This window comes from Nesterenkonia sandarakina (assembly GCF_003003175.1).
GTDB classification, from domain to species: Bacteria; Actinomycetota; Actinomycetes; order Actinomycetales; family Micrococcaceae; genus Nesterenkonia; species Nesterenkonia sandarakina_A.
In genome coordinates this window covers 143,134-167,265 of sequence record NZ_PVTY01000008.1, presented here as the reverse complement: position 1 = coordinate 167,265, position 24,132 = coordinate 143,134, and the positions used below count along the sequence as shown (strand labels likewise).

Genomic DNA, 24,132 nt, shown 5'->3' with positions numbered 1-24,132 from the left:
AATCCGCCGCTCAATGCATGTGAGGGGTCAGCGCGCCCGTGAAGCTCAGCGGCGGGAGAATCCGATGACCACGGCGTCGTCGCTGACGGTCTCCACGCGCTCCCACTGGCCCGAATCGCGGTGCCACTCATAGGCGCCGGCGTGGACCGACTGCACCCCGTAGGTCTCTGCGGAGGCCACCGCCCACTGCGCCACCAGCCACTCCGGCTCGGTGTGCTCGGTCGCGGCAGCTTCCGCGTCGTCTTCTGCGGCGTCCGCGTCCTCCGCGGAGCCCGACTCGGTGGCCCCGGCCTCGTCGTCGACGTCGCTCACCGAGACCCGGACCACGGCGGACTCGCCGGTGCCTTCCACGGCAGCGGCGTCGGCTCCGAGCATCCCGGAGAGCGAGCGTTCCAACTCGTTCTGCAGGCCCTCCGCATCAGGGCCAGGCACCTCGATCTGACTGAGCTGGCATGTCATCACCATGGGCTGCAGGCCGGTCAGCGGCCGGGCGAAGGCTCGCGCGAGCTCCTCATGCTGCGGGTAGAACGTCGGGTTCTGCGGCCGGCCCAGTGCCTCGGCGACCTCCTCGAGTCCCAGGTCCGGGGACCATTCCAGGTCACCCTCGCCCTCGCCGTCGCGGCTGTCGATCAACCGGGCGTAGAAGTCCTCCGCGGTGGTCGGGGTGGAGCTGGTCGCATTCACGGCGTCCCACTGCGGGCCGCCGTCGGCGAAGAGCACCGGCGACGCCGGGGCCTGATCCTCCGCAGCCTCTGCGTCCTCGCCTGACTCTGCGTCCCCTGATCCGTCCTCGACGTCTTCGGTGTCTTCCTCCACCGGGTCGGCGCGATTGTCCAGGCTCGTCTCCTGCAGCGAGATCGCGATCGCGTCGGTGGCGGCCTGAACCGGCAGGTCGCGCTCCGCGGCCGCCGCGGCGAGGTGCGCGGCCGAATAGGCCTGCGCGGGGGTGAGGCGATGTTCGACCTCGCCCACCGTGACCGAGCAGCGTTCATCGAGGAGATACTCGTTCTCCTCGATGAACTGCCAGGCTCCGTAGCCGGTCGCCCCGACGGCGGCCGCGACCACGGTGATGGCCACCACGGCCTTGACCCGTCGCCGGCGTCGGTAAACGGTGCGGGTGACGGTGATGGGGCGATCAGCGCGCGGGCTCATCGAAGACCTCTCGGTTCAGTTCCTGCTCGGGTGCGGCTCGGCGGCGGCGCGGCGGCCGCGACGCGGAGGCTCAGTTGCGGTGCAGGGCTGCGTTGAGCTCGACCTTCTGGCCCTTGCGGGGGACTGCCTGGACCGCGCCGGTGACGGAGTCGCGGCGGAAGAGCAGGTTCGGCACGCCGGAGAGTGCGGAGGCCTTCACGGTGTCCATCACAGTGCGGTCATCGGCGAGCACCGAGACCTTGGTGCCGGCGGTGACGTAGAGTCCCGCCTCGATGACGCAGTCGTCGCCCACCGAGATGCCCACACCGGAGTTCGCGCCGAGCAGAACGCGCTCGCCCAGGGTGATCTTCTCCCTGCCGCCGCCGGAGAGGGTGCCCATGATGGACGCGCCGCCGCCGATGTCGGTGCCGTCGCCGACCACGACCCCGGCGGAGATCCGGCCTTCCACCATGGAGGTGCCCAGGGTGCCGGCGTTGAAGTTCACGAAGCCTTCGTGCATCACAGTGGTGCCCTCGGCCAGGTGTGCGCCCAGGCGGACCCGGTCCGCGTCGCCGATGCGCACGCCGGAGGGGGTCACGTAGTCGACCAGGCGGGGGAACTTGTCGATCGAGTGCACGCTGACGTGACCGCGGGCGCGCAGCTTCAGCCGGGTGGTCTCGAAGCCGGCCACGGCGCAGGGGCCGAAGTTGGTCCACACCACGTTGGCCAGGTGCCCGAAGATGCCGTCGAGGTTGATGCTGCGCGGCTTGACCAGCCGGTGCGAGAGCAGGTGCAGGCGCAGCCACACGTCGGAGGCTGAGCTGGCCTCGGAGTCCAGGTCAGACTCCACGGAGACCACCTGGGTGCTCACCCCACGGTCGGGATCCTCGCCGGTGGCGGCCTGCAGGTCGGCGAGCAGCTCGTCGTCGTCGTTCTCGGACAGGGGGGCCATCACGGGGCGCGGGAACCAGGTGTCCAGGACGGTGCCGTCGGTGGTCACCGTGGCGAGGCCATGGCCGGATGCGGTTCGATTCTCAGTGCTCATGGCACCATCCTACTTTTTCTGCGCGAAGCGCCCAGGAGCCCGGCTCTGCGGGTCCCGGGTGCGGGGACGTTCGCCTAGGCTGGACGGATGGATATCCGTGGAATGCTCTCCGGCGACGTCGCCGCGCTCACCGAGGCGATCATCGTCTGCGAATCCGTCTCCGGGAATGAGGCGGCCCTCGCCGACGCCGTGGAGTCGGCGCTGCAGAATCTGGGTGGCCTGAGCCTGCACCGCGACGGCGACACCATCATCGCGCGCACCGAGACCGGGGCGTCGGAGCGGATCATCCTCGCCGGGCACCTGGACACGGTGCCGCTGCCGACCACACCCGGCTCCCGCGGCACCGTCCCGCCGCGCTGGGAGCAGGCCGAGGGGCACGACGTGCTCTACGGCCGCGGCGCCACCGACATGAAGGGCGGCGTGGCGGTGCAGCTGAAGCTGGCCGAGGACGTCGCCGCGCACCTGGCCGCGGGCGGCTCCCTGGACCGGGACATCACCTGGGTCTTCTACGACCACGAGGAGGTCGAGGCCAGCAAGTCCGGGCTCGGCCGGGTGATGCGCACCGTGCCCGAGCTGCTCGACGGTGACTTCGCGGTGCTGCTGGAACCCACCCACGGGGTGGTGGAGGGCGGCTGCAACGGCACCTGCCGCTTCGAGGTGACCATCCCCGGGGTCGCCGCGCACTCCGGGCGCGCCTGGATGGGGCAGAACGCGATCCACGGCACCGCCGGGCTGCTCCGGGTGCTCAGCGACTACGCGCCGCAGACCATCACGGTGGAAGGTCTGGAGTACCGCGAGGGGCTCAACGCCGTGCGGATCCGCGGCGGGGTGGCCGGAAATGTCATCCCGGATTCCACCGTGGTGGAGATCAACTACCGCTTCGCCCCGGACAAGACCGAGGAGCAGGCCCACGCCCATGTCCGCGAGGTCCTCGCCGCGGCCGGGATCGGTGAGGAGAAGCTGCGGGTCACCGACAGCTCCGCGGCAGCGCGTCCCGGGCTCGATCACCCGGCGGCGAAGGCGTTCATCGCCGCGGTCGGCGGGGAGCCGATGCCCAAATATGGCTGGACCGATGTCGCGCGTTTCTCGGCCAGGGGAGTCCCCGCGGTGAACTTCGGTCCTGGCGACCCGCTGCTGGCGCACTCCGACGACGAACACGTCACCGCGCAGGCGGTGCGGGACTGCCACACCGCGCTGCACCGCTGGCTGTTGGGCGGCTGAGCAGATCCTCTAGGCTGAGGTCATGACCGAACAACAGACCTCCACCACCCGTCCAGTGGCCCTGATCACCGGCGCCTCCCGCGGGATCGGCAAGGCCATCGCCGCCGAACTGGGCCGCGATCATCACATCCTGGTCGGCGGAACGAACCCCGAGACCGTGGACGCCGTGGTGCAGACCCTGCCCAGCGCAGAGCCGTTCCTGGTCGACCTGACCGATCTCGACGCCATCGCCCCCGCGCTGCAGGCGGTTGCGCTCAGCCGACTGGACGTGGTCGTCCACTCCGCCGGGCTGGCCTGGATGAATCCGGTCGCAGAGACCTCCCCGGCTCAGTTCCAGGAGATGTTCACGGTCAACGTCTTCGCCGTCGCGGAGCTGACCCGCGCCGCACTGCCGCTGCTGCGCGAGGCGAACGGGCAGGTGCTGAGCATCAACTCCGGCGCCGGCTTCACGGCCGGCCCGGGCAGCTCGATGTACTCCGGGACGAAGTTCGCGCTGCGCGCGCTCACCGACGCACTCCGGGAGGAGGAGCGCGGCCAGGTCAAGGTCACCTCGATCCACCCCGGCCGGGTCGACACCGACATGCAGGTCGCGCTCCAGCAGTCCATGGGCAACGAGAGCTACGACGGCGGCATCTACATCTCTCCCCAGGCCATCGCCGAAGCGGCGCGCACCGTGGTGGACATGGAGGACGCCTCGATGGTGGAGAGCATCTCCATCCGCCCGGTGCAGAAGTAGCCGTCTTGCGCGTCACCGAGCTGCCGGCGGAGCTTCTCGACGCCGCCGTCGAGCTCTGGCACCGAGCCGGTCTCACCCGCCCCTGGAACGACCCGCATGAGGACTGCCGGCGGGCCCTCACCGGAGACGAGTCCACGGTGCTCGCGGCGATCGATGCCGCGGGGGAGCTGGCCGGCACCGTGATGGTCGGCCAGGACGGCCACCGCGGATGGATCTACTACCTCGCCGTCGACGAGCGCCAGCAGGGCCAGGGGCTCGGCAAACAGCTGCTCGCCGGGGCCGAGGGCTGGCTGCGTCAGCGCGGGGTGCCCAAGCTGATGCTCATGGTCCGGCAGGAGAACGCCCAGGTCCAGGACTTCTACCGGGCACTGGGCTACACCGACCAGGACACCGTGGTGCTGGGTCGCTGGTTGGACCCGGAGCGTGAGACTGGTCTGGACACTGAGGTCGACACTGGGCTCGACACCCAGGTCAGCGCGGGGGAGACCCAGACCGAGGGCTGAGTCTCGCGGGCTGCGCTCAGCGTCCGAGGGGAGGCGTCCAGGAGCGCAGCTTCGAGATCAGATCCTGCGGGTCGGCGCTGATCACCAGCGCCTCGCGGCGCCAGGCCGACATGAAGCCCTCATCGACCATGTGGTCCACCATGTCCAGCAACGGCTCCCAGAATCCCTTCACGTTGTAGAGCCCCACGGGCTTGCTGTGCAGACCCAGGTACTGCCAGGTCCACACCTCGAAGAACTCCTCGAGCGTCCCCATCCCGCCGGACAGCGCGATGAATCCGTTGCCGAGGTCCGCCATCCGGGACTTCCGGGTGTGCATATCGGGCACGATCTCCAGGGAGGTCAGTCCGTGGTGTCCGACCTCGCGTCCCATCAGCACCTCGGGGATGACCCCGTGGACCTCGCCGCCGGCCTCCAGCGCCGCGTCGGCGATCTGCCCCATCAGGCCGACCTTCCCGCCGCCGTAGACCACGCTGATCTGAGCCCCGGCCAGCGCGCTGCCGAGCCGACGGACCTCCTCGGTGTAATCGAGGTCGGCCCCGGACGCGGACCCGGTGAAGACCGTGAGAGCATGGAACCGAGGCTCGGGGGCAGCTGCTGGGGCGTCGAGTGAGATAGGCGTCACGTGGCTATGATTTCACAGCGATTTCCCAGCGGCCGGGAACCCCTGCTAGACTTTTTTAGTCGCAATCCTCCATAGCTCAACGGCAGAGCACTCGACTGTTAATCGAGCGGTTGTTGGTTCGAATCCAACTGGGGGAGCAGATCCGCCCTCGCCCTCACGGGCGGGGGCGTTCTTCATGCCATAGTGTTTTTCGTGCGACGCTGTTCCGCCGCACTGACCTGGAGAACCTGATTCGGAGACTTGATGCGCGCCACTGAGACGAAGACCCACGACATCGCCCGGCTGATCATCTCCTGCCCGGACCAGCCGGGGATCGTGGCGGCCGTCTCGGAGCTCATCGCCGAGGTCGGCGGGAACATCATCAGCCTCGACCAGTACTCCACCGGCGTGGAGGACGGTCGCTTCTTCCAGCGCACCGTGTTCCACCTGCCGGGGCTCGCCGCGGCGAAGCCTGCGGTGGAGCAGGCGATCCAGACCAAGCTGGCTGAGCGCTTCTCCATGGACTACTCCCTCTCCGAGGCAGATCAGCCCAAGCGGGTCGCGATCTTCGCGTCCAAGACCGACCACTGCCTGCTGGACCTGCTCTGGCGGCACCGCCGCGGTGAGATCCCGATGGACATCGTCATGGTCATCTCCAACCACGCCGACCTCGCCGAGGATGTGCGTCCCTTCGGGATCCCGTACTTCCACGTGCCGGTGGTCAACGGGGACAAGGCCGCGGCAGAGGCCCGGCACCTGGAGCTGCTGCAGGGCAACGTCGACATGATCGTGCTCGCCCGGTACATGCAGATCATCTCCGAAGACTTCCTCGATCAGGTCGGCGCTCCGGTGATCAACATCCACCACAGCTTCCTGCCCGCGTTCATCGGCGCCGGCCCCTACCAGAAGGCCGCTGATCGCGGCGTGAAGCTCATCGGTGCCACCGCGCACTACGTGACGAAGGATCTCGACGAGGGTCCGATCATCGAACAGGACGTCATCCGGGTCTCCCACAGCGACGACGTCGCCCAGCTCACCAGGTTCGGGGCCGACGTCGAACGCGCCGTGCTCTCCCGCGCGGTGAAGTGGCACTGCGAAGACCGCGTCATCCGCAACGGCAGCACCACGATCGTCTTCTAGCGCCTCGGCCTTCTCATCGAGTGGCTGATTCTGCGACGAGTCTGGGCCGATCTGCCCGTGAGATGCCCGCAGAATCCGCCGCTCAACGGGGAGTGCGGGGGAGGATCGCGTCGATCAATCGGTCCAACACCCGGTGTGCCGCTTCCCGAGCCGCGGCACGATCGGGCTGCTCGCTGATCCAGAGCGCGGCGTCGTTCATCGCCCCGGAGAGCTGCGCCGTCGTCGGGTCCACCAGCTCGGCCTCGACGCCGACCTCGGCCAGCGCGAGCCGAAGCTCGGCCGCGGAGTTCTGCGCATCCTGCGCCCGCCAGATGGACCAGCCGATGACCGAGGGTGCATCGACCAGCAGCGTCCGTGCCGTGGAGGCCGAGGTGATCGCGTCCAGGAAGGCATGACAGCCCGCGCGCAGCTGCTGCTCCGGGGCGTCCCCGGCGGACTCCGCCGCGGAGACCACCGATCGGGCGACCGCGGCCTGCAGCGCCCCCGCCACGGCGGTGAAGAGTCCGAGGCGATTGGCGTAGTGGTGGTAGACCGCGCCGCGAGTCACCCCGGCGTCTCGGGCGACCTCATCGATGGAGACCTCCGCGAAGCCGCGTTCAGCCAGCAGCCGGATCGCGGAGCGGAGAATCTCTTCGGCGGTCTGCGCGGCTGCGGCGGCACTGGCGCGAGGCATGGAACCTTCTTTTACGTACATCGTGTATGTAATCTGACTCTGTTACATACACATAGTACGTAAAGGAGTTCGCTCATGGGCTGGTCCAGCTTCTATCCAGTGGTGATGTCCCGAGATGTCGCCGCCGCATCCACCTTCTACCGCGACGTGCTGGGCTTCGAGCCGGTCTACGACTCGGACTGGTATGTCAGCCTTCGGCGGGAGCGCTTCGAGCTCGCGATCCTGGCCTGGGATCACCCGACGATTCCGGAGGGCCACCGAACCACGGCCCAGGGTCTGCTGCTCAACATCGAGGTCGACGACGTCGACGCGGTCCATGCGCAGCTGGCGTCCCGCGGCGACCTGGACATCGTGCTCTCGCTGCGCAGCGAGGACTTCGGCCAGCGGCACTTCATCATCAACGGGCCCGACCGCGTCCTGATCGACATCATCGAGCAGATCGAACCCAGTGCCGAGTACCTGCAGCACCAGCGGTGAGGAGCGGATTCTCCGGTTGTCTGACCCCGGAATCGGGCCAAGCTGCTCGGAGAATCCGCCCCTCGATGAGAAGCGGGAGGATCAGGACTCGATCTTCTTCTCGCGCTCGGTGGAGGAGATCTGGATCTTGCGCGGCTGCTCGGTGGCGTAGACCCCGGTCACGCGGACCGTGAGTACGCCGGACTCGTAGGTCGCGGAGATCGCGTCGCTGGAGACCTCGCCCGGCAGCGTGATGGTCCGGGAGAAGGATCCGTAGCGCACCTCGCGGAGGCCCTCGGCCTCGGTCTCACTGCGGCGCTCACCGGAGACGGTCAGGGTGCGGCCGGTCAGCTCCACCGCGACGTCCTTGTCCGGGTCGATGCCAGGGAGGTCGGCGCGCAGGACCAGGTCCTCACCCTCGCGGTGGGCGTCCACGGCGGGCACGAAGCCGGCCTGACGCTGCGCCACGTCCATCGAGGGGGCTCGGACGGTCCGGAAGACGTCGTCGAGGAGAGTGAAGGGGTCCAGCCGGGTCAGAGAGTTGTTGATCACAGCAATCAGCTCCTTGTACTCATTGCTCTATGGGACAGGGTTGGTGCCTTGCGGCGATGGTTCCAACGGAACCTGAGCCCAGTATATTCCAAACTTGAGCACGATGCACTCAACTTTCGCCGGAGATTGCCCCTGAAATGGTGGCCCTGAGATTTGGGCACGGACTTCTGTCGCAATACAGCGGCGTTCAACTGAGGTTCACCTCCGCCGCCGGGGTCGGTTCGATTAGAGTGCCGGGGTGTCCAAGTCAAAGAAAACGCGCGTCCAGCACGTCCTCACCGTGGAAGCCAAGAAGCAGCTCAGCCCGCACATGGTGCGCCTCATCCTGGGCGGGCCTGGGTTTGCAGCGATCGAGTTCAAGTCCGTGGGGGAGTCGCCCGCCACGGATCAATACATCAAGCTGCTCTTCCTGCCCCAGGGTGTGGAGTCGGCCCAGCTGCCGGAGGGCGTGGACCTCAGCCGCCCCTATGACATGGACGCCCTGCGCGAGCAGCTGAGCACCGAGCAGATGCCCGTGACGCGGACCTACACGATCCGGCATGTCGACCACCTCAATGCGCAGATCTGGGTGGACTTCGTGGTCCATGGAGACGTCGGCCGTGCCGGAGTGTGGGCGAAGGGCGCCGAGGTGGGCGACCTGATCAGCTTCTTCGGACCCGGCAGCGGCTACGCCCCGCGCGGGGACGCCGCCTGGCACCTGCTCGCCGGTGACGAGGCGGCGCTGCCAGCGATCGCCTCGGCGCTCGAGTCGATGGCGCAGGATGCTCGCGGCGTCGCCGTCGTCGAGGTCCGGGATGCCGCGGAGCGTCAGCCGTTGGACGTCCCGGCCGGCATGGACCTGGTGTGGCTGCATCGTGAGGCCGACTTCAGCCCCGAGACCACGATGCTCGCGGAGTACCTCGAGGAGCTCACCATCCCGGAGGGAGACGTGCAGGTCTTCGTGCATGGCGAGCGCGCCCAGATGAAGCGGATCCGGCGCATGCTGGTGGATCAGAAGGGCCTTGATCGCAAGGCGATGTCACTCTCGGCCTATTGGGCGCATGGGCGGATCGAGGATCAGTTCCAGGCCGAGAAGCGCACCCCGGTGGGGCAGATCGAGGACTGAGCAGTCAGGCTCGGATCGGGCTCAGCCCGCCACTCCTGAACTGGTGCCGATGATCAGCGCGACCATCAGGGCGAGTGCCAGCAGCACCACGGTGATCGCGGAGAACAGGCCGGCCCGTTCGCGGTGCCCGGCCAGGCGCAGGTCGTGGGTGTCGCGCATCTGTCCGGCGAGCAGCATGATCATGTCCAGCAGAGTCCAGGCGAAGACCACGGTCACACACAGCAGCCCGAGGTTCGTCTGGTCAGCGACCATCAGCACGACTGCGGCGATGCTCGCCACCATCATGAGGACCGCCGAGACGGGCCGGTTCAGATACCAGCGATGGGCCCCCGTGGGACCCAGCAGAAGTGTCAGGAGCCAGGCGATCGCAAAACGTTTCTCCGAGGCGGGCTGCGACTCGTAGGCGCGCTGATCAGCGTCGGTGTAGGTGTTGGCGTAGAGCTCTTCGAAATCGTACTGGTCAGCCATGTTGTCAATCGTATAGGTGGTAGTTTGTAGTGAACTGAACACCCACCCTTGAGCACCATCACTTATATGGAGGCGCAGTCTTGTCTCAGCCAGGAACCGGCCGCACAAAGGGCACGGCGCCCCGCACGTCGCTGCTCGATGTGATCAAGGTCGTACTGCGACTCGGCCCCAAGCAGATCAACGACGAGATCCAGCTGGCCGTCGCCCAGATGAAGTCCAAGGGCGTCGCCGCAGGCATCGCGGTCGGGCTCATGGTGGTCGGCGTGGTCTTCCTCGCCTTCCTCGTGGTCGCGCTCATCATCGCCGCCGTCGCCGCCCTCTCGCTGGTCTTCCAGCCCTGGGCCGCCGCGCTGATCGTGGCCGGCATCTTCCTGATCATCGCGCTGATCTTCGCGCTGATCGGGCTGCTGAAGCTCAAGAAGACGATGCCGCTGCTGCCTGAGGACGCCATCCGCGGCTTCCGCCTCGATCTCGGTGTGGCTCGCGAGGGCACCCGCTTCGACCCGGCGAGCCTGGACCAGGCCGATTCCGAGAAGCGTCGGCAGAAGGAAGAGTCCAAGCGTCAGGCCGCCGAGCAGGCCAAGAAGGACGCCAAGGTCCCCGGCGCCGGCTCACCGACCCCTCCCACCTACAGCGAGCTGCTGCGCCGCACCGGCCTGCGCCGCGATCACCTGGCGTCGCTGCAGGACCAGATCACCTCCGGCACCCGGCTCATCGCCGAGAGCGCCAAGGAGAAGGCCGAGAACGTCAAGGACCTGGCCGACCGGCTCAGCTCCAAGGCTCGTGGCGGCTCCAAGCCGAAGACCGTCACGTCCGGACCCGAGACGCCTCGCCCGGGTGACCAGGCCCCCGTCACGGGGAAGACGCGAGGCGCCGCCGGTGCGCCGGTGCGCCTCACCTCCCAGGAGCCCAAGATCGACGGCGTTCCCGCCGCCTCCGACCAGGAGTCGGGCGCACATGCCGCCGGAGAGTTCGTGGCGGCGCGGTGGAAGCCGCTCGCCGTCGTCGCCGGTTCGGCCGCCGCCGGTGCAGTCTTCCTCCGCGAGCTTGTGAAGAAATAAACTGCCCCGGTGAGACTGATCGGTGCCGGAACCCAGGACGGTTTCGAGTACACCGTCCGGAAGACCTTCTGGACCGCGCCGAACATCGTGACCGTGCTGCGGTTCCTTCTGATCCCGGTGTTCGTGGTCCTGGTCGCGCAGAACCAGTACATGGCTGCCTTCTGGGTGCTGGTCGGTCTCTCCAGCACTGACTGGATCGACGGGTACATCGCGAGACGCTTCGATCAGATGTCTACGGTGGGTCAGTGGCTGGATCCGCTGGCCGATCGGCTCTCGCTGATCATCGTCTCCGCGACGCTTGCGACCTTCGGCGTGGTGCCGGTCTGGGTGGTCCTCGCCGTGGTGATTCCCGACCTGATCCTCTCGGTGAACACCTACGTGCTCTTCAAAGGGCCTCCGCCGCTGAAGGTCACCGTGCTGGGGAAGCTGCGCACCGCGTTCCTGCTGATCGGGCTTCCGCTGGCGCTGCTGGGGTCCACCGAGATGCTGTGCGAGAGCCTGGTACCCGAGATCGCCTTCGTCCTCCTGGCGCTGGGTGCCGGGATGCATATCATTGCTTCTGCTGACTACTTCATCAAGGCCCGTCGCAAGGCGGAGCGGCTGCGCCGCGAACAGGCCCATCCGGGCATCGAGGAGGAATCGACACCCTGATGGTCAACGTTGTGCCCGGCGAGGCGCCCCACGAGGAGCCAGCCGAGAAGTCGACCGAGCAGTCCACGGAGAACCGCGGTGAGCACACGACGGGCAAGCTGCGCATCCTGATCGCAGCAGACACCTATCCTCCCGACGTCAACGGCGCAGCGGTCTTCAGCCACCGGCTCGCGAAGAACATGGCCGCCCGCGGTCACGAGGTGCACATCGCCGCCGCACGGACCAGCCGCGGTCCTGACATGGTGGAACACACCGACGAAGCGACGGTGCACCGGTTCCGGTCCTTCAAGGCGCCCACTCACGAATACATTCGGCTCTGCCTGCCCTGGCTGGTGGAGCCCGCGATGGGGCGGCTGATGGACGAGCTGCAGCCCGACGTCGTGCACGTGCAGTGCCACTACATGATCGGCAAGGCCGCCATCGATGCCGCCGCCGAGCGGGGCCTGCGCACCATCGCCACCAACCACTTCATGCCGGAGAACCTCGACCCGTTCCTGCCGTTCCCCGCCTGGTTCCGCCGGATCGTGGCGAAGAACTCCTGGCGCGACATGGGCAAGCTGATGGGCAAGGCCGCGGTGGTCACCACTCCGACCCCGCTCGCGGCGCGGACCATGATGGAACGCGCGGGATTCGAGAAGGTGCTTCCGCTCTCCAATGGGATCGACGTCGAGAACTACCGGGTGCGCCCCGGTGAGGTCCTGGCCCGTCCCGAGCGCCCGACGGTGCTGTTCGTCGGTCGTCTCGCCGTGGAGAAGAACGTGGACGTGCTCATCGAGGCCATCGCCAAGACTGATCCGGCGCTGGGGATCGGGCTCGACATCGTCGGCGACGGAGAGCAGCGCGTTCTTCTCGCTGCGCAGATCCAGGAGCTGGGACTCGGCGACCGGGTCCGCATGCGCGGGCATGTCGATGAGGATGCGCTGCGGCTGGCCTACCTCGAGGCCGACGTGTTCTGCCAGCCCGGAACTGCGGAGCTGCAGTCGCTGGTCTCCCTGGAGGCGATGTCCGCCGGGCTCCCCGTGGTCCTCGCCGACGCTCTCGCGCTGCCGCACCTGGTCGAGGACGGGGTCAACGGCTACCTCTTCGAGCCCGGCAACTCCGCGCACCTGGCAGCTCGGCTGGAACAGCTGTTCGCGGTGAGCCCGGAGCAGCGGATCCAGATGGGCGAGCGCAGCCGTGAGCGGGCGGGCCGGCACAGCCTCAACGCCACGATGAACGCCTTCGAGAAGCTCTACCGCGGCGCCGACTGGATCGAGAGCCGGCACACCCCGTAACGGGATGCGCCGCTGGACACGCCGCTTCTGGTCAAGGCGCTGTCGGAGGGGTCATTCCGGCGGCGTCATTCAGCGGGTCACTCCGGAGGGGTCAGTCGCAGCAGCTCCGCGGAGTCGCCGTCCTCGATGATCCAGATGCTTCCGTCTGGGGCCTGCTCCACATCGCGGATCCGCGCCCCCATCTCCCAGATCTCCTCTGCTCCGGCCTGGTCTCCGTCGAGCTCCACCCGGACCAGCGCTTCTCCGGACAGGGCGCCCAGAAAGGCGCTGCCGGCCCAGCCTTGGAACATCTCACCCTGGTAGATCATCAGGCTGCCGGGCGAGATCGAGGGGGTCCACCAGGCGGCAGGGGGCGCGAAGCCGTCGCCCTCGATGTGATCGGGGATCTCGGCCCCGCCGTACTGGGAGCCGTTGGAGGCCTCGGGCCAGCCGTAATTCTCACCCGCTTCGAGCAGGTTCAGCTCATCGCCGCCCTCGGGGCCCATCTCGGAGACCCAGAGCTGCCCGTCGGCGTCGAAGTCGATGCCCAGCGGGTTCCGGTGGCCGTAGGTCCAGATCTCCTCGGTGACATCCCCGTCCTCGGCAAAGGGGTTCTCCGGGGCCGGATCGCCCTCGGGGGTCAGGCGCATGACCTTGCCCAGACCGCTGGAGAGATCCTGTGCCGGGTCCAGCTGCTGCCGGTCACCAGAGGTGACATAGAGGTGTTCCCCGTCCGGGCTGAACGCCAGGCGGTGCGAGAAGTGCCCGGACCCGGAGGTCTTCGGGTCCTGCTCCCAGATCACCGTGAGGTCCTTCAGCGCCGCACTGTCCCCGGAGTCCACCAGGGTGGCGTGCCCGACGACGGCGCCGGTGCCTGCCTCCGAGGAGTTGATCCAGCTCAGATAGACGCGCTGGCTCTCCTCGAAGTCAGGGGCGGCGACGACGTCGCCCAGCCCGCCCTGCCCGTCGACGACGATGTCCTCCGGCAGGCCGGCCACGCTGATGTCCTCGGCGGCGTCTGCCTCGGTGGTGCTGCGCAGGAAGAGCTCCCCGTACCGGCTGGTGATGAGCATCTGCTCGGTGCCGGGCAGGAACTCCAGCGCCCAGGGGGCGGCATAGCTGCCCTGTTCGGTGATGGTGAACGGCGCGCCATCTGGGTCGGGGCTCTCCGGGGAGTCCGACGGTTCGTCTGCGGGCTCGGATCCTGCGGCGTCCTCGGTCGCACTGCCGGATTCACCCGTCTCACCGGCTTCGCCGGTGTCCGTCGCGTCAGCGCTGGCGTCGGCCGTGGTGTCGGCGCTGGCGTCGGAGGCGGCGTCTTCACCACCGCCGGTCTGACCCTCCGTGGAATCTGCACAGCTCACCAGCAGCAGTGAGGCGAGGATTCCGGCAGATATCACTGGTAGACGTCCCATGACCTGACCCTAGTTCACAGCGGTGTCCGGCCGGAATGTGTGGCGGAGTCTAGGGTGCCTGGCCAGACGGCCGATCCGGCACGGCCTGGTGTTGCGAGGGTAGGGCGTCTGGGACTTGAACCCAGGACAAAAGGATTATGAGTCCTCTGCTCTAACCAACTGAGCTAACGCCCCTCGGGTCCTCGCGCCGCAGAAATGTCGCTTTGCGAGGACACTCGGACATACTACCGAGCCTCTCCGGTCAGAGCTGAACGTGCACGGAGGCTCGAGCGCGCGGGTGCTCCTCGGCCTCGACCTCCAGAGCGGTGAGCCCGTGATCGGTAGGCAGCCCGGCGGCCAGCTTCTGCGCGATGTGGTCGATGATCACCTCGGTGGTGGTGAACTTCCCGGCCAGCTCGGGCACCTCGTCGAGGTTCTTGTACCGCAGCGGCTCCAGCGTGGCGGCGAGCAGCTCGGTGGCGGCTCCGATGTCCAGGACCACGCCGTACTCGTTCAGGCCCTCGCGGAAGAAGCTGGCCTGGATGCTCAGCGTGGCGCCGTGCAGGTTCTGCGCCGGTCCGAAGAACGGGTCCTGCAGGCTGTGCGCGATCATGATGTGGTCATCGACGGTCAGGCGGAAGCGGCTCATGGCTCTCCTCGGGTGGTGGGGTTAAGGGGTTCTCGCGGCACGGATCACCCGAAGGCGTGGTGCGCCGCCAGCGGGTGATCGATCACGTGCAGGATCTGTTCCCGGGTCCAGGGTGCGCCGGACGCGACGTCCTGCATCACGGCCGGCAGTTCGGCCAGCGGCGAGTGCCCGCTGATCAGCAGGTCGAACCGGGAGTCGAGCATCGCCAGCGCCGTCGCGAGGCGCTGGCCGCGGGTGCGCCGCATCCGCCGGGGGCCGGGCACCTGACCGACCTGGGTGGCGGCGATGCGCAGTCGGCGGGCGTGGAAGTCGGCGCCCAGCGGGATCTGCTGGTCTCCGGTGCCGTACCAGGACTGCTCCACCACCACGGCGTCGTCGCCGGCCAGGCGCAGCGCGGTGGCGAGCCCGGCGGAGCTGGCCGAGCTGTGCAGGACCACGTCGTTGTCGAGTCCCGCGTCCTCGGGGGTGACGGCGTCCAGGCCCAGGGATTCGATGAAGCCGCGCCGCTCGGCGTCGATCTCTACGACCTGCAGCCGCTGCAGCGCCATGGTGGAGGCCAGCAGCGCGGTGGTCAGCCCGATCAGACCCCCTCCGACGACGGCGACCCGGTCACCGACCATGACGGGTCCCTCCCAGAGTCCGTTGAGTCCCACCTCACCGATCCCGGCGAGCAGCGCCCGCTGCGGAGGACAGCCCTCGGGCAGCACATGGGCGGCGGCCTTGGGCACCACGACATGTTCCCGGTGACCCGCCAGGGTGAAGACCGTCTGCCCGATCAGCCCCTCGCTGCCTTGCCGGACCACCCCGACATTGAGGTAGCCGTGGGAGACCGGGAAGGGCAGCTCGCCGAGCTGGAAGGGGGCCTGCATGATCTCGGTGATGTTGGCAGGCACCTCGCCGCGGTGGACCAGGGACTCGGTGCCGCGGGAGATGCCGCTGTGCAGGGTCTCGATCAGCAGCTCACCGGGTCCGGGCGACGGGAGCGGGACCTTGCGCAGCGCCCCGGTGTCGGCGGACTCCGTCCAGTACTGGCGAGACGTCTCGGGAGACTGGCCGTGGCCCTGGACATCCGGGCTGACACCGGTGAAGCTCGACTCGCTCATGACACTCATCATGCCAGAGGTGTCCGCTGTGCCCTCTCACCAGCGGCTGTGCCAGAATCGGCTTGTGCTGAAGCTCTTCTTCGACTGCCGGTACACCCGGACCCAGGTCCATGACGGCATCTCCCGATTCACCGCCTCCCTCGTCGAGGCGGCCGCCGAACAGGCCGAAGTCACCATGCTGATCAGCGATCCGGAGCAGCTGAACCTGCTCCCGGACCTGCCGCACCTGCAGGTCTCCTCACCGACCTCCGCCCGCGAACCCTGGGTCGCCCGGCAGATCAACCCGCACCGTCCCGACGTCGTGTTCTCCCCGATGCAGACGATGGGCGGCCGCGGGCGGACCTACCCGCTGATCCTCACCCTGCACGACCTCATCTATTACGCCCACCGCACCCCGCCACGGGACCTCCCGCCCCTGGTGCGCCTGGGCTGGCGGGCCTACCACCTGTCCTACCTGCCTCAACGGCTGGTCTTGAACCAGGCCGACGCCGTCGCCACGGTCTCCGAGACCACCCGCGGGCTGATCCGCGCCCATGGGCTGACCCGCCGTCCGGTGGAGCTGATCTCCAATGCACCGCCGGTGGTCGAAAGACCCCGCGAGCCAGGTGCTGCGCCGACGAAGGAGCTCGTCTATATGGGCTCCTTCATGGGGTACAAGAACGTCGAGGCTCTGATCGCCGGGCTGAACCGGCTCCCGGAGTACACCCTGCACCTCTGCAGCCCGATCCCAGCCTCCCGCGAGGCTCAGCTTCGCGCCCTGGCGCGTGATCCCGAGCAGCTGGTCTTCCATCGCGGGATCTCCGATGCCGAGTATCGAACCCTCCTGCGGCGCGCGAGTGCCCTGGTCACGCTCTCGGCGGCGGAGGGCTACGGCCTGCCGGTGGTAGAGGCGATGGCGCACGGCACGCCCTGTGTCCTCTCAGACCTGCCGATCTTCACCGAGATCGGGGGAGCGGCCGTCGCGGAGTCAGGCGCCCAGGTGGTTCCCGGTCAGGATCCAGACGCGTTCGCTCAGGCGGTGCGCCGGCTTGAGGACCCCGCCACGTTTGCCCGCGCCTCCGCTGCGGCCCGGGCCCGGAGCCTCGAGTTCTCCTGGCAGGACTCGGCCGCGGCGCTGGTCGCGCTGGGGGAGCGGCTCGCCGGGCATGGGTCGGCCATGCGCGGCTGATCCCTGCGGGGTCTCGCGGGCTGATCCGCTCGCCGCGGCCCAGCGGCCCACGGGTTCGGCTGTTCAGCTGCGCGGCGGTGGTCACTCTGAGCCGGTGGCCGGGTTCTCGGAGGTTGCTTCGCGAGCCTGACGGGCCGAAGCGACGTCGTCGACGACGACGACGATGTGCCGCACGCTGGAGATCAGTGAGCCATACAGCGGCCAGGACGTTCCGGGCAGTCCGGTGTCCTCTGCCATCTCCCGGGAGAGCGCGCTGAGGTTCTCGTGCATGGAGGCGACGTCCGCATCCGGGTCCGCGATCGCCCGGCCGGCGTCTCCGACGATCTGTGCCCATTGTTCACGGAAGCTCTCGTTCCATTCGCCCTCGACGTAGGTCGCCTCGCGCAGGGTGCGAGTCAGGTGCCGCAGGTGGGAGATTCCCTCGTCGACTCGTTCGAGGATCTCTTCGTAGCTTGCCTCCTCGGAGTTCCAGCTGCTCGCCCGCAGGCTCTGCATCCCCTGCCGGGCGCGCGGGTTGGCGCGCCGAGACTCACGGGCGAAGCGCACCACGGTCCAGGCGGAGTTCAGCTCCCGGGTCATCGACTCGGTCTCCTGGAACCAGGCTTCCGCCTGATCGGTGTCCCAGGAGTCGGAGAACTCCTGGGAGATGTTCACCAACACGCTGCCCATCCGTTCGTTGATGCTGTCCACGTAGCGGCTGGCCTGCTTGTCCCGCAGCGGCGGCACGATCAGCAGGTTCACCAGGAGGCCAGCGGCAACCCCGACGGCGACTTCGATGATGCGGTCATCCAGCAGTCCCGTCTGATCGTCGAAGCCGCTGCCCAGCACGAAGATCGCGGTGGTGGCGATCGCGATTCCCTCATCCCGGATCCAGGAGATCCGCGCCGCGACCACTCCGACCAGCAGCGCCAGGGCGAAGGTCCACAGGCTGACGCCCAGGAAGTACCCGATGAGGAAGGACAGGCCGACGCCGAGGCTGGACGCGATGGTGGTCTGGATGCCGCGGGAAAGCGAGCGGTGGACGGTGGCGTGGACGGTGAGCAGCGCCGTCCACGGTGCCAGGAATGCCAGCTCGGATTCCAAAACGGAGGTCGAGACCCACCAGGCCCCGGTGCCCGCGATCACGGTCTTGAGGATCTGCAGCACATCGGTGAGGAACTCCGGCCGCTGCACCAGGGTCCGGACCCGTCTGGTGCTCGGCGCAGATGTGCTTCTGCGCCCGGATCCGTTCCCGGGATCGTGCTGGCTGCGGTTGGTCCTCTGCTGCGCGGAACGTCGGGCCACGCGTGCTCCTCTTGGTCTTGTCCGGTCAGGGGCGGTCATCGGGGGCAAGATCCTACTAGTTCCGGGATTCGGGCTTCCACCTCGGATCGGGACGGGGCCTGCACCGGTCTCCAGGGGCAGCAGCACCGAGGGTTCGACCTCGCCGGTGAGTGTGAGCGGATTGATGTACTCCCCGTAGAGCCGCACGCCCCAGTGCAGGCAGGGTGTGGCGCAGTGTCCGGTGCCTTGGGCCAGCGTTCCCACCGGATCCCCGGCACTGACCCGGTCCCCGACCTCCAGGCTGCTCTCCACGGGTTCGAAGGAGCTGAGATAGCCGTCGCCGTGCCGGATGGAGAGCACGGGGCGGTCCACGACGACGCCGACGAAGCTGACCTCCCCGTCGGCCGGAGCCCGGATGCTCGAAGCGTCCCCCAGAGGTCCGAGATCCACTCCGCGGTGACCGGCACCCCAGAGTGACGGTGGCCTGGCGAACGGCCGCAGCTCCTCGGCGACCACCGGCGGCTGCCAGAGCGCCCGGGTGGGTGCTGGCGAATCCAGCGCCATGGAGTGGACTTCCGGCGGGGCGGGCCCGGCCGAGGCGGGAGTCAGCACCCCCACAACGAGCAGCAGCGCGAGACCCAGCGCCGCGGCCCTGAGTCGTCCGAATCCCCAGCTGCCCGGCTCCATGGACCCAGCCTCCACCCCCGGCGAACCCCGATCCCCGTGAACCCGCTGAAGTGTGGAGCATCCAGGCCTTCACCGGTTCCCTGTGACGGTTGGGGAAAACGCCGCCGAGAGGCTAAGCTGAACCCCAGCAGCTGACTTCTTCGTGCCCAGGCGCGCCTGAATCCAGCTGACTACGCGCAGGAGCTGCCCGAGAGATCGGGGCGATTCTCATCGGTCCGCATGCTGTTCATCAGAGTGGAACAGCTGTGCGGGGAGAACGCGAGTCCCCTCCCTCTTCTGCCAGGAGCCCGAGAGAACCGGGCCATTGTCCAACCGAGAAACCCAGCCGGAGCTGCATGAGGCGTGTCCTCCATGTTCCAAGCCCGGCATTGAAAGGAAATACCATGCCTGTCGTCACCATGCGCCAGCTGCTCGACTCCGGCGTCCACTTCGGACACCAGACTCGCCGCTGGAACCCGAAGATGAAGCGCTTCATCTTCACCGAGCGCAACGGTATCTACATCGTTGACCTCCAGCAGTCGCTGTCCTACATCGACAACGCCTACGAGTTCGTGAAGCAGACCGTCGCCCACGGCGGCTCCGTCCTCTTCGTCGGCACCAAGAAGCAGGGTCAGGAAGCCATCGCCGAGCAGGCGACCCGCGTCGGCCAGCCCTACGTCAACCACCGTTGGCTCGGCGGAATGCTGACCAACTTCCAGACGGTCTCCAAGCGCGTCCAGCGCATGAAGGAGCTCGAGGAGATCGACTTCGACGACGTCGCAGGCTCCGGGCACACCAAGAAGGAACTGCTGCTGATGCGCCGCGAGCTCACCAAGCTGCAGTCCAACCTCGGTGGTATCCGCAACCTCACCAAGACTCCTTCCGCAGTCTGGATCGTCGACACCAACAAGGAGCACCTTGCGGTCGACGAGGCCAAGAAGCTGGGCATCCCCGTGATCGCCATCCTCGACACCAACTGCGATCCCGATGACGTCAACTACCCGATCCCGGGCAACGACGACGCCATCCGGTCCGTGGACCTGCTGACCCGCGTGATCGCCGACGCAGTGGCCGATGGCCTCATGGCTCGCGAATCCAAGCGCGGCGGCGGCTCCGGCACGGCTGCAGAGCCGATGGCCGAGTGGGAGCGCGAGCTCCTCGAGCAGCACGCCACCGAGTCCTCCGCGAAGACCGAGCAGTCAGGCGAGGCCGCCGAGCCCGCCAAGGCTGAGCAGTCCGCGCCGGCCGCCGAGGCACCTGCTGCTGAGTCCACCGAGTCCACCGAAGCTTCGGCTGAAGAAGCCAAGTAAAGAGAGGAACTGCTTTTCTATGGCGAACTACACCGCTGCAGACATCAAGGCCCTGCGTGAGCGCACCGGCGCCGGCATGATGGACGTGAAGAAGGCTCTCGACGAGACCGACGGCGATACCGAGAAGGCCCTCGAGGCCATCCGGATCCGCGGACTCAAGGGTGCCGCCAAGCGCGAAGGGCGCTCCGCCGCTGAGGGCCTGGTCACCGCCAAGGTCGTCAACGGCACCAAGGGCTTCCTGGTCGAGATCAACGCCGAGACCGACTTCGTGGCCAAGTCCGCGAAGTTCGTCGCGCTGGCCGACAAGGTCCTCGAGACCGCTGTCGCCCACGACGTGAGCACCGTGGAGGCACTCCTGGAGGCCGACGTCGAGGGCAAGAAGCTCGTCGACTTCGTCACCGAAGAGGGTGCGATCCTCGGCGAGAAGGTCGTCGTGCGTCGTCTTGCCACGGTAGAGGGTGCCTTCGTGGACGCCTACCTGCACAAGACCTCCAAGGACCTCCCGGCACAGGTCGGCGTGCTCTTCGCCGTCGACGCTGATTCGGACCAGGCCAAAGAGGCTGCTCACGACATCGCGGTGCACGCCGCCGCGCTGTCCCCGCAGTTCCTGACCCGCGACGAGGTCCCCGCCGAGACCGTGGCCGACGAGCGCCGCATCGCGGAGGAGACCGCCCGGGCCGAGAACAAGCCCGAGCAGGCGATGACCAAGATCATCGAAGGACGCACCAACGCGTACTTCAAGGACAACGTGCTGGTCGACCAGCCGTTCGCCAAGGACCCGAAGAAGACCGTCACCCAGGTCCTCGAGTCCGCCGGCACGTCCGCCAAGGGTCTGGCTCGCTTCCGCGTCGGAGCCTGAGACTCAACGCAGCTGAAGCGACGTGCGGCTGACCACTAGACTGGTCGCAGCTCATCAATTCAGACGTCAAGGGGGTGACCACTTCACACGAGGTGGTCACCCCCTTTTCTGTGCCCACACCCGAGAAGACGAGCAGGCAGCAGCGGCGCAGCACCTCAACCGCCCGCCTCACACCGCCCCACGATCCCCTGGAGGACACCCATGACCGCAGAGACACCGTCACACCGCCGCCGAGTCCTCCTGAAGCTCTCCGGAGAGGTCTTCGGCGGAGGCGCAGTGGGAGTCGATCCGGCCACGGTCCGCGGGATCGCTGAGCAGATCGCGGCGGTCAAGGGCCAGGTGGAGGTCTCGGTCGTCGTCGGCGGCGGCAACTTCTTCCGCGGCGCCGAGCTCTCCCGGGCCGGCATGGACCGGGCCCGCGCCGACTACATCGGCATGCTGGGCACCGTGATGAACGCCCTGGCGCTGCAGGACTTCCTGGAGCAGGCCGGCCAGCCCACCCGCGTGCAGACCGCCATCACCATGGGGCAGGTCGCGGAGTCCTACATCCCGCTGCGCGCGGTGCGGCACATGGAGAAGGACCGGGTCGTCGTCTTCGGCGCCGGCGCGGGCATGCCCTACTTCTCCACCGACACCGTCTGTGCCCAGCGCGCCCTCGAGACCCGCTCCGATATGGTGCTGATGGCCAAGTCCGGGGTGGACGGGGTCTACACCGCCGATCCGAAGACCACCCCAGACGCGCAGAAGCTCGATCACCTGACCTACGGCGACGCGCTGCGCAGGAACATCCGGGTGATGGATCAGACCGCGATGACCATGTGCAACGACAACGACCTCAACATGCGCGTGTTCGGCATGGAGGGGGAGGGCAACGTGACCCGTGCCCTGCTCGGCGAAGAGATCGGCACGCTGGTCACCCCCTGACCTGGTGGCCCCCACTAGACTGAACCTCTATTCCATCCTCAACGTCATCCCATAAGGAGACCCCCGTGATTGATGAGACCCTGGCAGACGCCAAGGAGCAGTTCGAGCGAGCCATCGAGGCCACCCAGATCGACTTCAGCACCGTGCGCACCGGACGGGCCAACCCGGCGATGTACTCGCGCGTGCTGGTCGACTACTACGGCTCCGCCACCCCGCTGCAGCAGCTGGCCTCCTTCTCCACCCCGGACGCCAAGACCATCCTGATCACCCCCTTCGACATCTCCGCGATGCGCGACATCGAGCGGGCGCTCTCGGACTCGGAGATCGGCGCCAATCCCTCCAACGACGGCAAGCAGATCCGGATCACGGTCCCGGACCTCACCGAGGAGCGCCGCAAGGAGTACGTGAAGCTGATCAAGTCCAAGGGTGAGGACCATAAGGTGTCGGTGCGCAACACCCGGCGCAAGTCCAAGGACCTCATCGAGAAGGCCATCAAGGACGGCGACGTCGGCAAGGACGACGGCGAGCGGGGCACCAAGGAGCTCGAGAGCCTCACCAAGTCCTACGTCGAGAAGATCGACGAGATGAGCAAGCGCAAGGAAGCTGAGCTGCTCGAGGTCTGATGTCGGGCAAAGCTGGGAGGAATCTGCCCGCAGCCATCATCACCGGCATCGTCCTGCTGGTACCCGCACTGCTCGGGATCTTCTTCTTCGAGCTGATGCTGATCTTCGTCTGGACGATCCTGCTGTCGATGGGTGTCTGGGAGGTGGCCCGCGCGCTCGAGACGCGCGTGGCCCCCACCGGACATCAGCTGCGGCTGCCGAAGATTCCGCTGTTCCTCGGCGCCGTCGCCATGCCCACCGCCGCCTACTTCGGCGGGGTGGAGGCACTGACGCTGGCGCTGATGGCCACCGCGCTGGCCATCGTCGTCGCCGCCGCGCTCTGGAAGGTCCGGGATCCGGGACGGTCCATCCTGTCCTCGATCTTCGTGGCCTGCTGGGTGCCGTTCATGATGTCCTTCGCGGTGCTGCTGCTCAATCTCGACCAGGGCGACTGGCGCCTCGTCGTCGTGGTGCTGCTGGTGGTCTCCAACGACACCTTCGGCTACCTCTTCGGGGTGTTCTTCGGCAAGCACCCGATGGCGCCGAAGATCAGCCCCAAGAAGTCCTGGGAGGGCTTCGGCGGCTCGCTGCTCGGCGCCACCGGGGTGGGTGTGCTGACGTCCTGGCTCATCTTCGAGGAGCCGCTCTACGTGGGCGCGCTGCTCGCCGTCGCGGTGGTGATCGCCTCCACGGCGGGCGACTTCTCCGAGTCGATGGTCAAGCGCGAGCTCGGCATCAAGGACATGTCCCGGCTCCTGCCTGGTCACGGCGGAGTGATGGACCGGCTGGACTCGCTGGTCTTCGCGATGCCCACCGCGTTCTTTGTCGTCGTGGCGCTTAACGTCGATGCCGGCGGAGTGCCACTAGGATTGTGAGCATGGCGAACGAGACGGCACTGTTCACGCTCCTGAACGATCAGGAGCAGGGGTACAACCGCGATGAGGTTGACGAGTTCATGGGACGGGCCCGCGTGGCCTATGACTCCGGCGAGGGCATGGCCCTCTCAGAGATCCGTGACGTCAGCTTCTCCATGACCGGAGGCGGCTACGACCCGGCCGAGGTCGACGGTGCGCTGGACCGGCTCGAGGACGCCTTCGCGGGCGCCGAGCGGGACAAGTACATCGATGCCCACGGCGAGGACGCCTGGTACGAGATGCTCGCCGAGCGCGCCGAGCCGCTGCGCGGCCGGCTCTCCCGCCCCGACGGCAAGCGTTTCCGCGAGCCCGCACACTCCGCCACCAACGGCTACCGCAAGGAACAGGTCGACGAGCTCTGCCGCCAGCTCGAGCAGTATCTCGACGGCGAGAACCCGATGAGCGTGGACGAGGTCCGCACCATCACCTTCAGCGGCGCCCACGGCCACAACGGCTACGACGAGGCCCAGGTGGATGCGTTCCTGGACAAGATGACCGAGATCATGGCCTCCGTCGGCTGATTCAGCCCCTCCACGTGTGTGGGATCGGTGTCCCAGCGTTTTCCCCAGTGACCGGTCCCTTGCGGCATCTCCACAGCTGACGCCCACAGCCCCACCCGAGCGGGCGAACGACCTGCTGCGCCAGCTCGCCCACGGGGTCTGCTCCGGCACGGGACTGCCGCAG

The 24,132-nt window shown here is 67.8% G+C and carries 26 protein-coding genes and 2 tRNA genes; 17 read left to right on the top strand and 11 right to left on the bottom strand.

The genetic code is table 11. The features are described from left to right. Positions 1-45 precede the first annotated feature (45 nt). Both BCL67_RS08410 and dapD read right to left on the bottom strand, forming a co-directional pair. A complete protein-coding gene (locus tag BCL67_RS08410) occupies positions 46-1,152 on the bottom strand; it encodes a hypothetical protein (protein WP_106122985.1) in 1,107 nt (368 codons plus the stop codon). A gap of 70 nt (positions 1,153-1,222) precedes the next feature. Beyond that, positions 1,223-2,176, bottom strand: a complete 954-nt coding sequence (dapD, locus tag BCL67_RS08405) for a 2,3,4,5-tetrahydropyridine-2,6-dicarboxylate N-succinyltransferase (RefSeq protein ID WP_106122984.1) — start codon at positions 2,174-2,176, stop codon at positions 1,223-1,225. Positions 2,177-2,263: 87 nt separating this feature from the next. Between dapD and dapE the strand changes: the two genes are divergently transcribed. From dapE to BCL67_RS08390, 3 genes are read left to right on the top strand one after another with little or no spacing between them, the layout of a single operon-like run. Beyond that, positions 2,264-3,397, top strand: a complete 1,134-nt coding sequence (gene dapE / locus BCL67_RS08400) for a succinyl-diaminopimelate desuccinylase (protein ID WP_106122983.1) — start codon at positions 2,264-2,266, stop codon at positions 3,395-3,397. Between the two features lie 22 nt (positions 3,398-3,419). Continuing rightward, positions 3,420-4,133, top strand: a complete 714-nt coding sequence (locus BCL67_RS08395) for an SDR family oxidoreductase (RefSeq protein ID WP_106122982.1) — start codon at positions 3,420-3,422, stop codon at positions 4,131-4,133. A 5-nt stretch (positions 4,134-4,138) separates the two neighbouring features. Beyond that, on the top strand, positions 4,139-4,636 hold the full coding sequence (locus BCL67_RS08390; RefSeq protein WP_106122981.1) for a GNAT family acetyltransferase: 498 nt from the start codon (positions 4,139-4,141) through the stop codon (positions 4,634-4,636). Between the two features lie 16 nt (positions 4,637-4,652). On the opposite strand, the gene BCL67_RS08385 is transcribed toward BCL67_RS08390, so the two are convergent. Further along, positions 4,653-5,258: an LOG family protein gene (locus tag BCL67_RS08385; RefSeq protein WP_258174901.1), complete on the bottom strand. Its 606-nt coding sequence runs from the start codon at positions 5,256-5,258 to the stop codon at positions 4,653-4,655. 65 nt (positions 5,259-5,323) lie between these two features. Here BCL67_RS08385 and BCL67_RS08380 point away from each other — a divergent pair. Then, positions 5,324-5,395 (top strand) — tRNA-Asn (locus BCL67_RS08380). Positions 5,396-5,501: 106 nt separating this feature from the next. Next, the gene (gene purU, locus BCL67_RS08375; RefSeq protein WP_106122980.1) at positions 5,502-6,377 is read left to right on the top strand and encodes a formyltetrahydrofolate deformylase; all 876 of its coding nucleotides are present in this window, start codon (positions 5,502-5,504) and stop codon (positions 6,375-6,377) included. Positions 6,378-6,459: 82 nt separating this feature from the next. Here the strand turns inward: purU and BCL67_RS08370 are convergent, their stop codons facing one another. After that, the gene (locus tag BCL67_RS08370) at positions 6,460-7,050 is read right to left on the bottom strand and encodes a TetR/AcrR family transcriptional regulator (protein ID WP_106122979.1); all 591 of its coding nucleotides are present in this window, start codon (positions 7,048-7,050) and stop codon (positions 6,460-6,462) included. Between the two features lie 75 nt (positions 7,051-7,125). Here BCL67_RS08370 and BCL67_RS08365 point away from each other — a divergent pair, with 75 nt between their 5' ends. Continuing rightward, on the top strand, positions 7,126-7,527 hold the full coding sequence (locus BCL67_RS08365) for a VOC family protein (protein ID WP_106122978.1): 402 nt from the start codon (positions 7,126-7,128) through the stop codon (positions 7,525-7,527). Between the two features lie 81 nt (positions 7,528-7,608). Here the strand turns inward: BCL67_RS08365 and BCL67_RS08360 are convergent, their stop codons facing one another. Next, a complete protein-coding gene (locus tag BCL67_RS08360) occupies positions 7,609-8,058 on the bottom strand; it encodes an Hsp20/alpha crystallin family protein (RefSeq protein ID WP_219886455.1) in 450 nt (149 codons plus the stop codon). A 238-nt stretch (positions 8,059-8,296) separates the two neighbouring features. Between BCL67_RS08360 and BCL67_RS08355 the strand changes: the two genes are divergently transcribed. After that, positions 8,297-9,163 (top strand): siderophore-interacting protein, encoded by an 867-nt coding sequence (locus BCL67_RS08355; protein ID WP_258174899.1) that lies wholly within the window; start codon positions 8,297-8,299, stop codon positions 9,161-9,163. 21 nt (positions 9,164-9,184) lie between these two features. Here the strand turns inward: BCL67_RS08355 and BCL67_RS08350 are convergent, their stop codons facing one another. Continuing rightward, a complete protein-coding gene (locus tag BCL67_RS08350) occupies positions 9,185-9,631 on the bottom strand; it encodes an NINE protein (RefSeq protein ID WP_106122977.1) in 447 nt (148 codons plus the stop codon). Between the two features lie 80 nt (positions 9,632-9,711). Here BCL67_RS08350 and BCL67_RS08345 point away from each other — a divergent pair, with 80 nt between their 5' ends. From BCL67_RS08345 to BCL67_RS08335, 3 genes are read left to right on the top strand one after another with little or no spacing between them, the layout of a single operon-like run. After that, positions 9,712-10,692, top strand: a complete 981-nt coding sequence (locus tag BCL67_RS08345) for a phage holin family protein (protein WP_106122976.1) — start codon at positions 9,712-9,714, stop codon at positions 10,690-10,692. A 9-nt stretch (positions 10,693-10,701) separates the two neighbouring features. Beyond that, on the top strand, positions 10,702-11,343 hold the full coding sequence (locus BCL67_RS08340) for a CDP-alcohol phosphatidyltransferase family protein (protein WP_106122975.1): 642 nt from the start codon (positions 10,702-10,704) through the stop codon (positions 11,341-11,343). Further along, positions 11,343-12,617 (top strand): glycosyltransferase, encoded by a 1,275-nt coding sequence (locus BCL67_RS08335; RefSeq protein ID WP_106122974.1) that lies wholly within the window; start codon positions 11,343-11,345, stop codon positions 12,615-12,617. Before BCL67_RS08340 ends, BCL67_RS08335 begins: the two co-directional genes overlap by 1 nt. A gap of 77 nt (positions 12,618-12,694) precedes the next feature. Here the strand turns inward: BCL67_RS08335 and BCL67_RS08330 are convergent, their stop codons facing one another. The 4 genes from BCL67_RS08330 to BCL67_RS08315 form a co-directional block, all read right to left on the bottom strand. Then, positions 12,695-14,011, bottom strand: coding sequence for a PQQ-dependent sugar dehydrogenase (locus BCL67_RS08330; RefSeq protein ID WP_106122973.1), 1,317 nt, complete (start codon positions 14,009-14,011; stop codon positions 12,695-12,697). A 100-nt stretch (positions 14,012-14,111) separates the two neighbouring features. Next, positions 14,112-14,185 (bottom strand) — tRNA-Ile (locus BCL67_RS08325). A 67-nt stretch (positions 14,186-14,252) separates the two neighbouring features. Further along, complete coding sequence (locus tag BCL67_RS08320) at positions 14,253-14,639, bottom strand: 6-pyruvoyl trahydropterin synthase family protein (RefSeq protein WP_106122972.1); 387 nt, start codon at positions 14,637-14,639, stop codon at positions 14,253-14,255. A gap of 44 nt (positions 14,640-14,683) precedes the next feature. Continuing rightward, a complete protein-coding gene (locus tag BCL67_RS08315) occupies positions 14,684-15,742 on the bottom strand; it encodes a zinc-dependent alcohol dehydrogenase (protein WP_106122971.1) in 1,059 nt (352 codons plus the stop codon). A 67-nt stretch (positions 15,743-15,809) separates the two neighbouring features. Between BCL67_RS08315 and BCL67_RS08310 the strand changes: the two genes are divergently transcribed. After that, positions 15,810-16,910 carry a glycosyltransferase gene (locus BCL67_RS08310; protein ID WP_106123011.1) on the top strand — a complete coding sequence of 367 codons (1,101 nt, stop codon included), beginning with the start codon at positions 15,810-15,812 and terminating at the stop codon, positions 16,908-16,910. 81 nt (positions 16,911-16,991) lie between these two features. Here the strand turns inward: BCL67_RS08310 and BCL67_RS08305 are convergent, their stop codons facing one another. Continuing rightward, entirely contained in the window at positions 16,992-18,860 is a 1,869-nt protein-coding gene (locus BCL67_RS08305; RefSeq protein WP_258174897.1) for a peptidoglycan DD-metalloendopeptidase family protein, read from the bottom strand. Positions 18,861-19,243: 383 nt separating this feature from the next. On the opposite strand from BCL67_RS08305, the gene rpsB reads away from it, so the two are divergent. The 6 genes from rpsB to BCL67_RS08270 all read left to right on the top strand — a co-directional run bounded on the left by rpsB (position 19,244) and on the right by BCL67_RS08270 (position 23,969). Further along, positions 19,244-20,149: a 30S ribosomal protein S2 gene (gene rpsB / locus BCL67_RS08295; protein ID WP_106122970.1), complete on the top strand. Its 906-nt coding sequence runs from the start codon at positions 19,244-19,246 to the stop codon at positions 20,147-20,149. Positions 20,150-20,168: 19 nt separating this feature from the next. Further along, positions 20,169-21,008 carry a translation elongation factor Ts gene (tsf, locus tag BCL67_RS08290; RefSeq protein ID WP_106122969.1) on the top strand — a complete coding sequence of 280 codons (840 nt, stop codon included), beginning with the start codon at positions 20,169-20,171 and terminating at the stop codon, positions 21,006-21,008. Between the two features lie 201 nt (positions 21,009-21,209). Further along, entirely contained in the window at positions 21,210-21,932 is a 723-nt protein-coding gene (gene pyrH, locus BCL67_RS08285) for a UMP kinase (RefSeq protein WP_106122968.1), read from the top strand. Positions 21,933-21,997: 65 nt separating this feature from the next. Further along, positions 21,998-22,555, top strand: coding sequence for a ribosome recycling factor (gene frr, locus BCL67_RS08280; RefSeq protein ID WP_106122967.1), 558 nt, complete (start codon positions 21,998-22,000; stop codon positions 22,553-22,555). Further along, entirely contained in the window at positions 22,555-23,409 is an 855-nt protein-coding gene (locus BCL67_RS08275; RefSeq protein WP_106122966.1) for a phosphatidate cytidylyltransferase, read from the top strand. The genes frr and BCL67_RS08275 overlap by 1 nt, the downstream gene beginning before the upstream one ends. Before the next feature lie 2 nt (positions 23,410-23,411). Further along, a complete protein-coding gene (locus BCL67_RS08270) occupies positions 23,412-23,969 on the top strand; it encodes a DivIVA domain-containing protein (RefSeq protein WP_106122965.1) in 558 nt (185 codons plus the stop codon). The last annotated feature ends 163 nt before the right edge of the window (positions 23,970-24,132 follow it).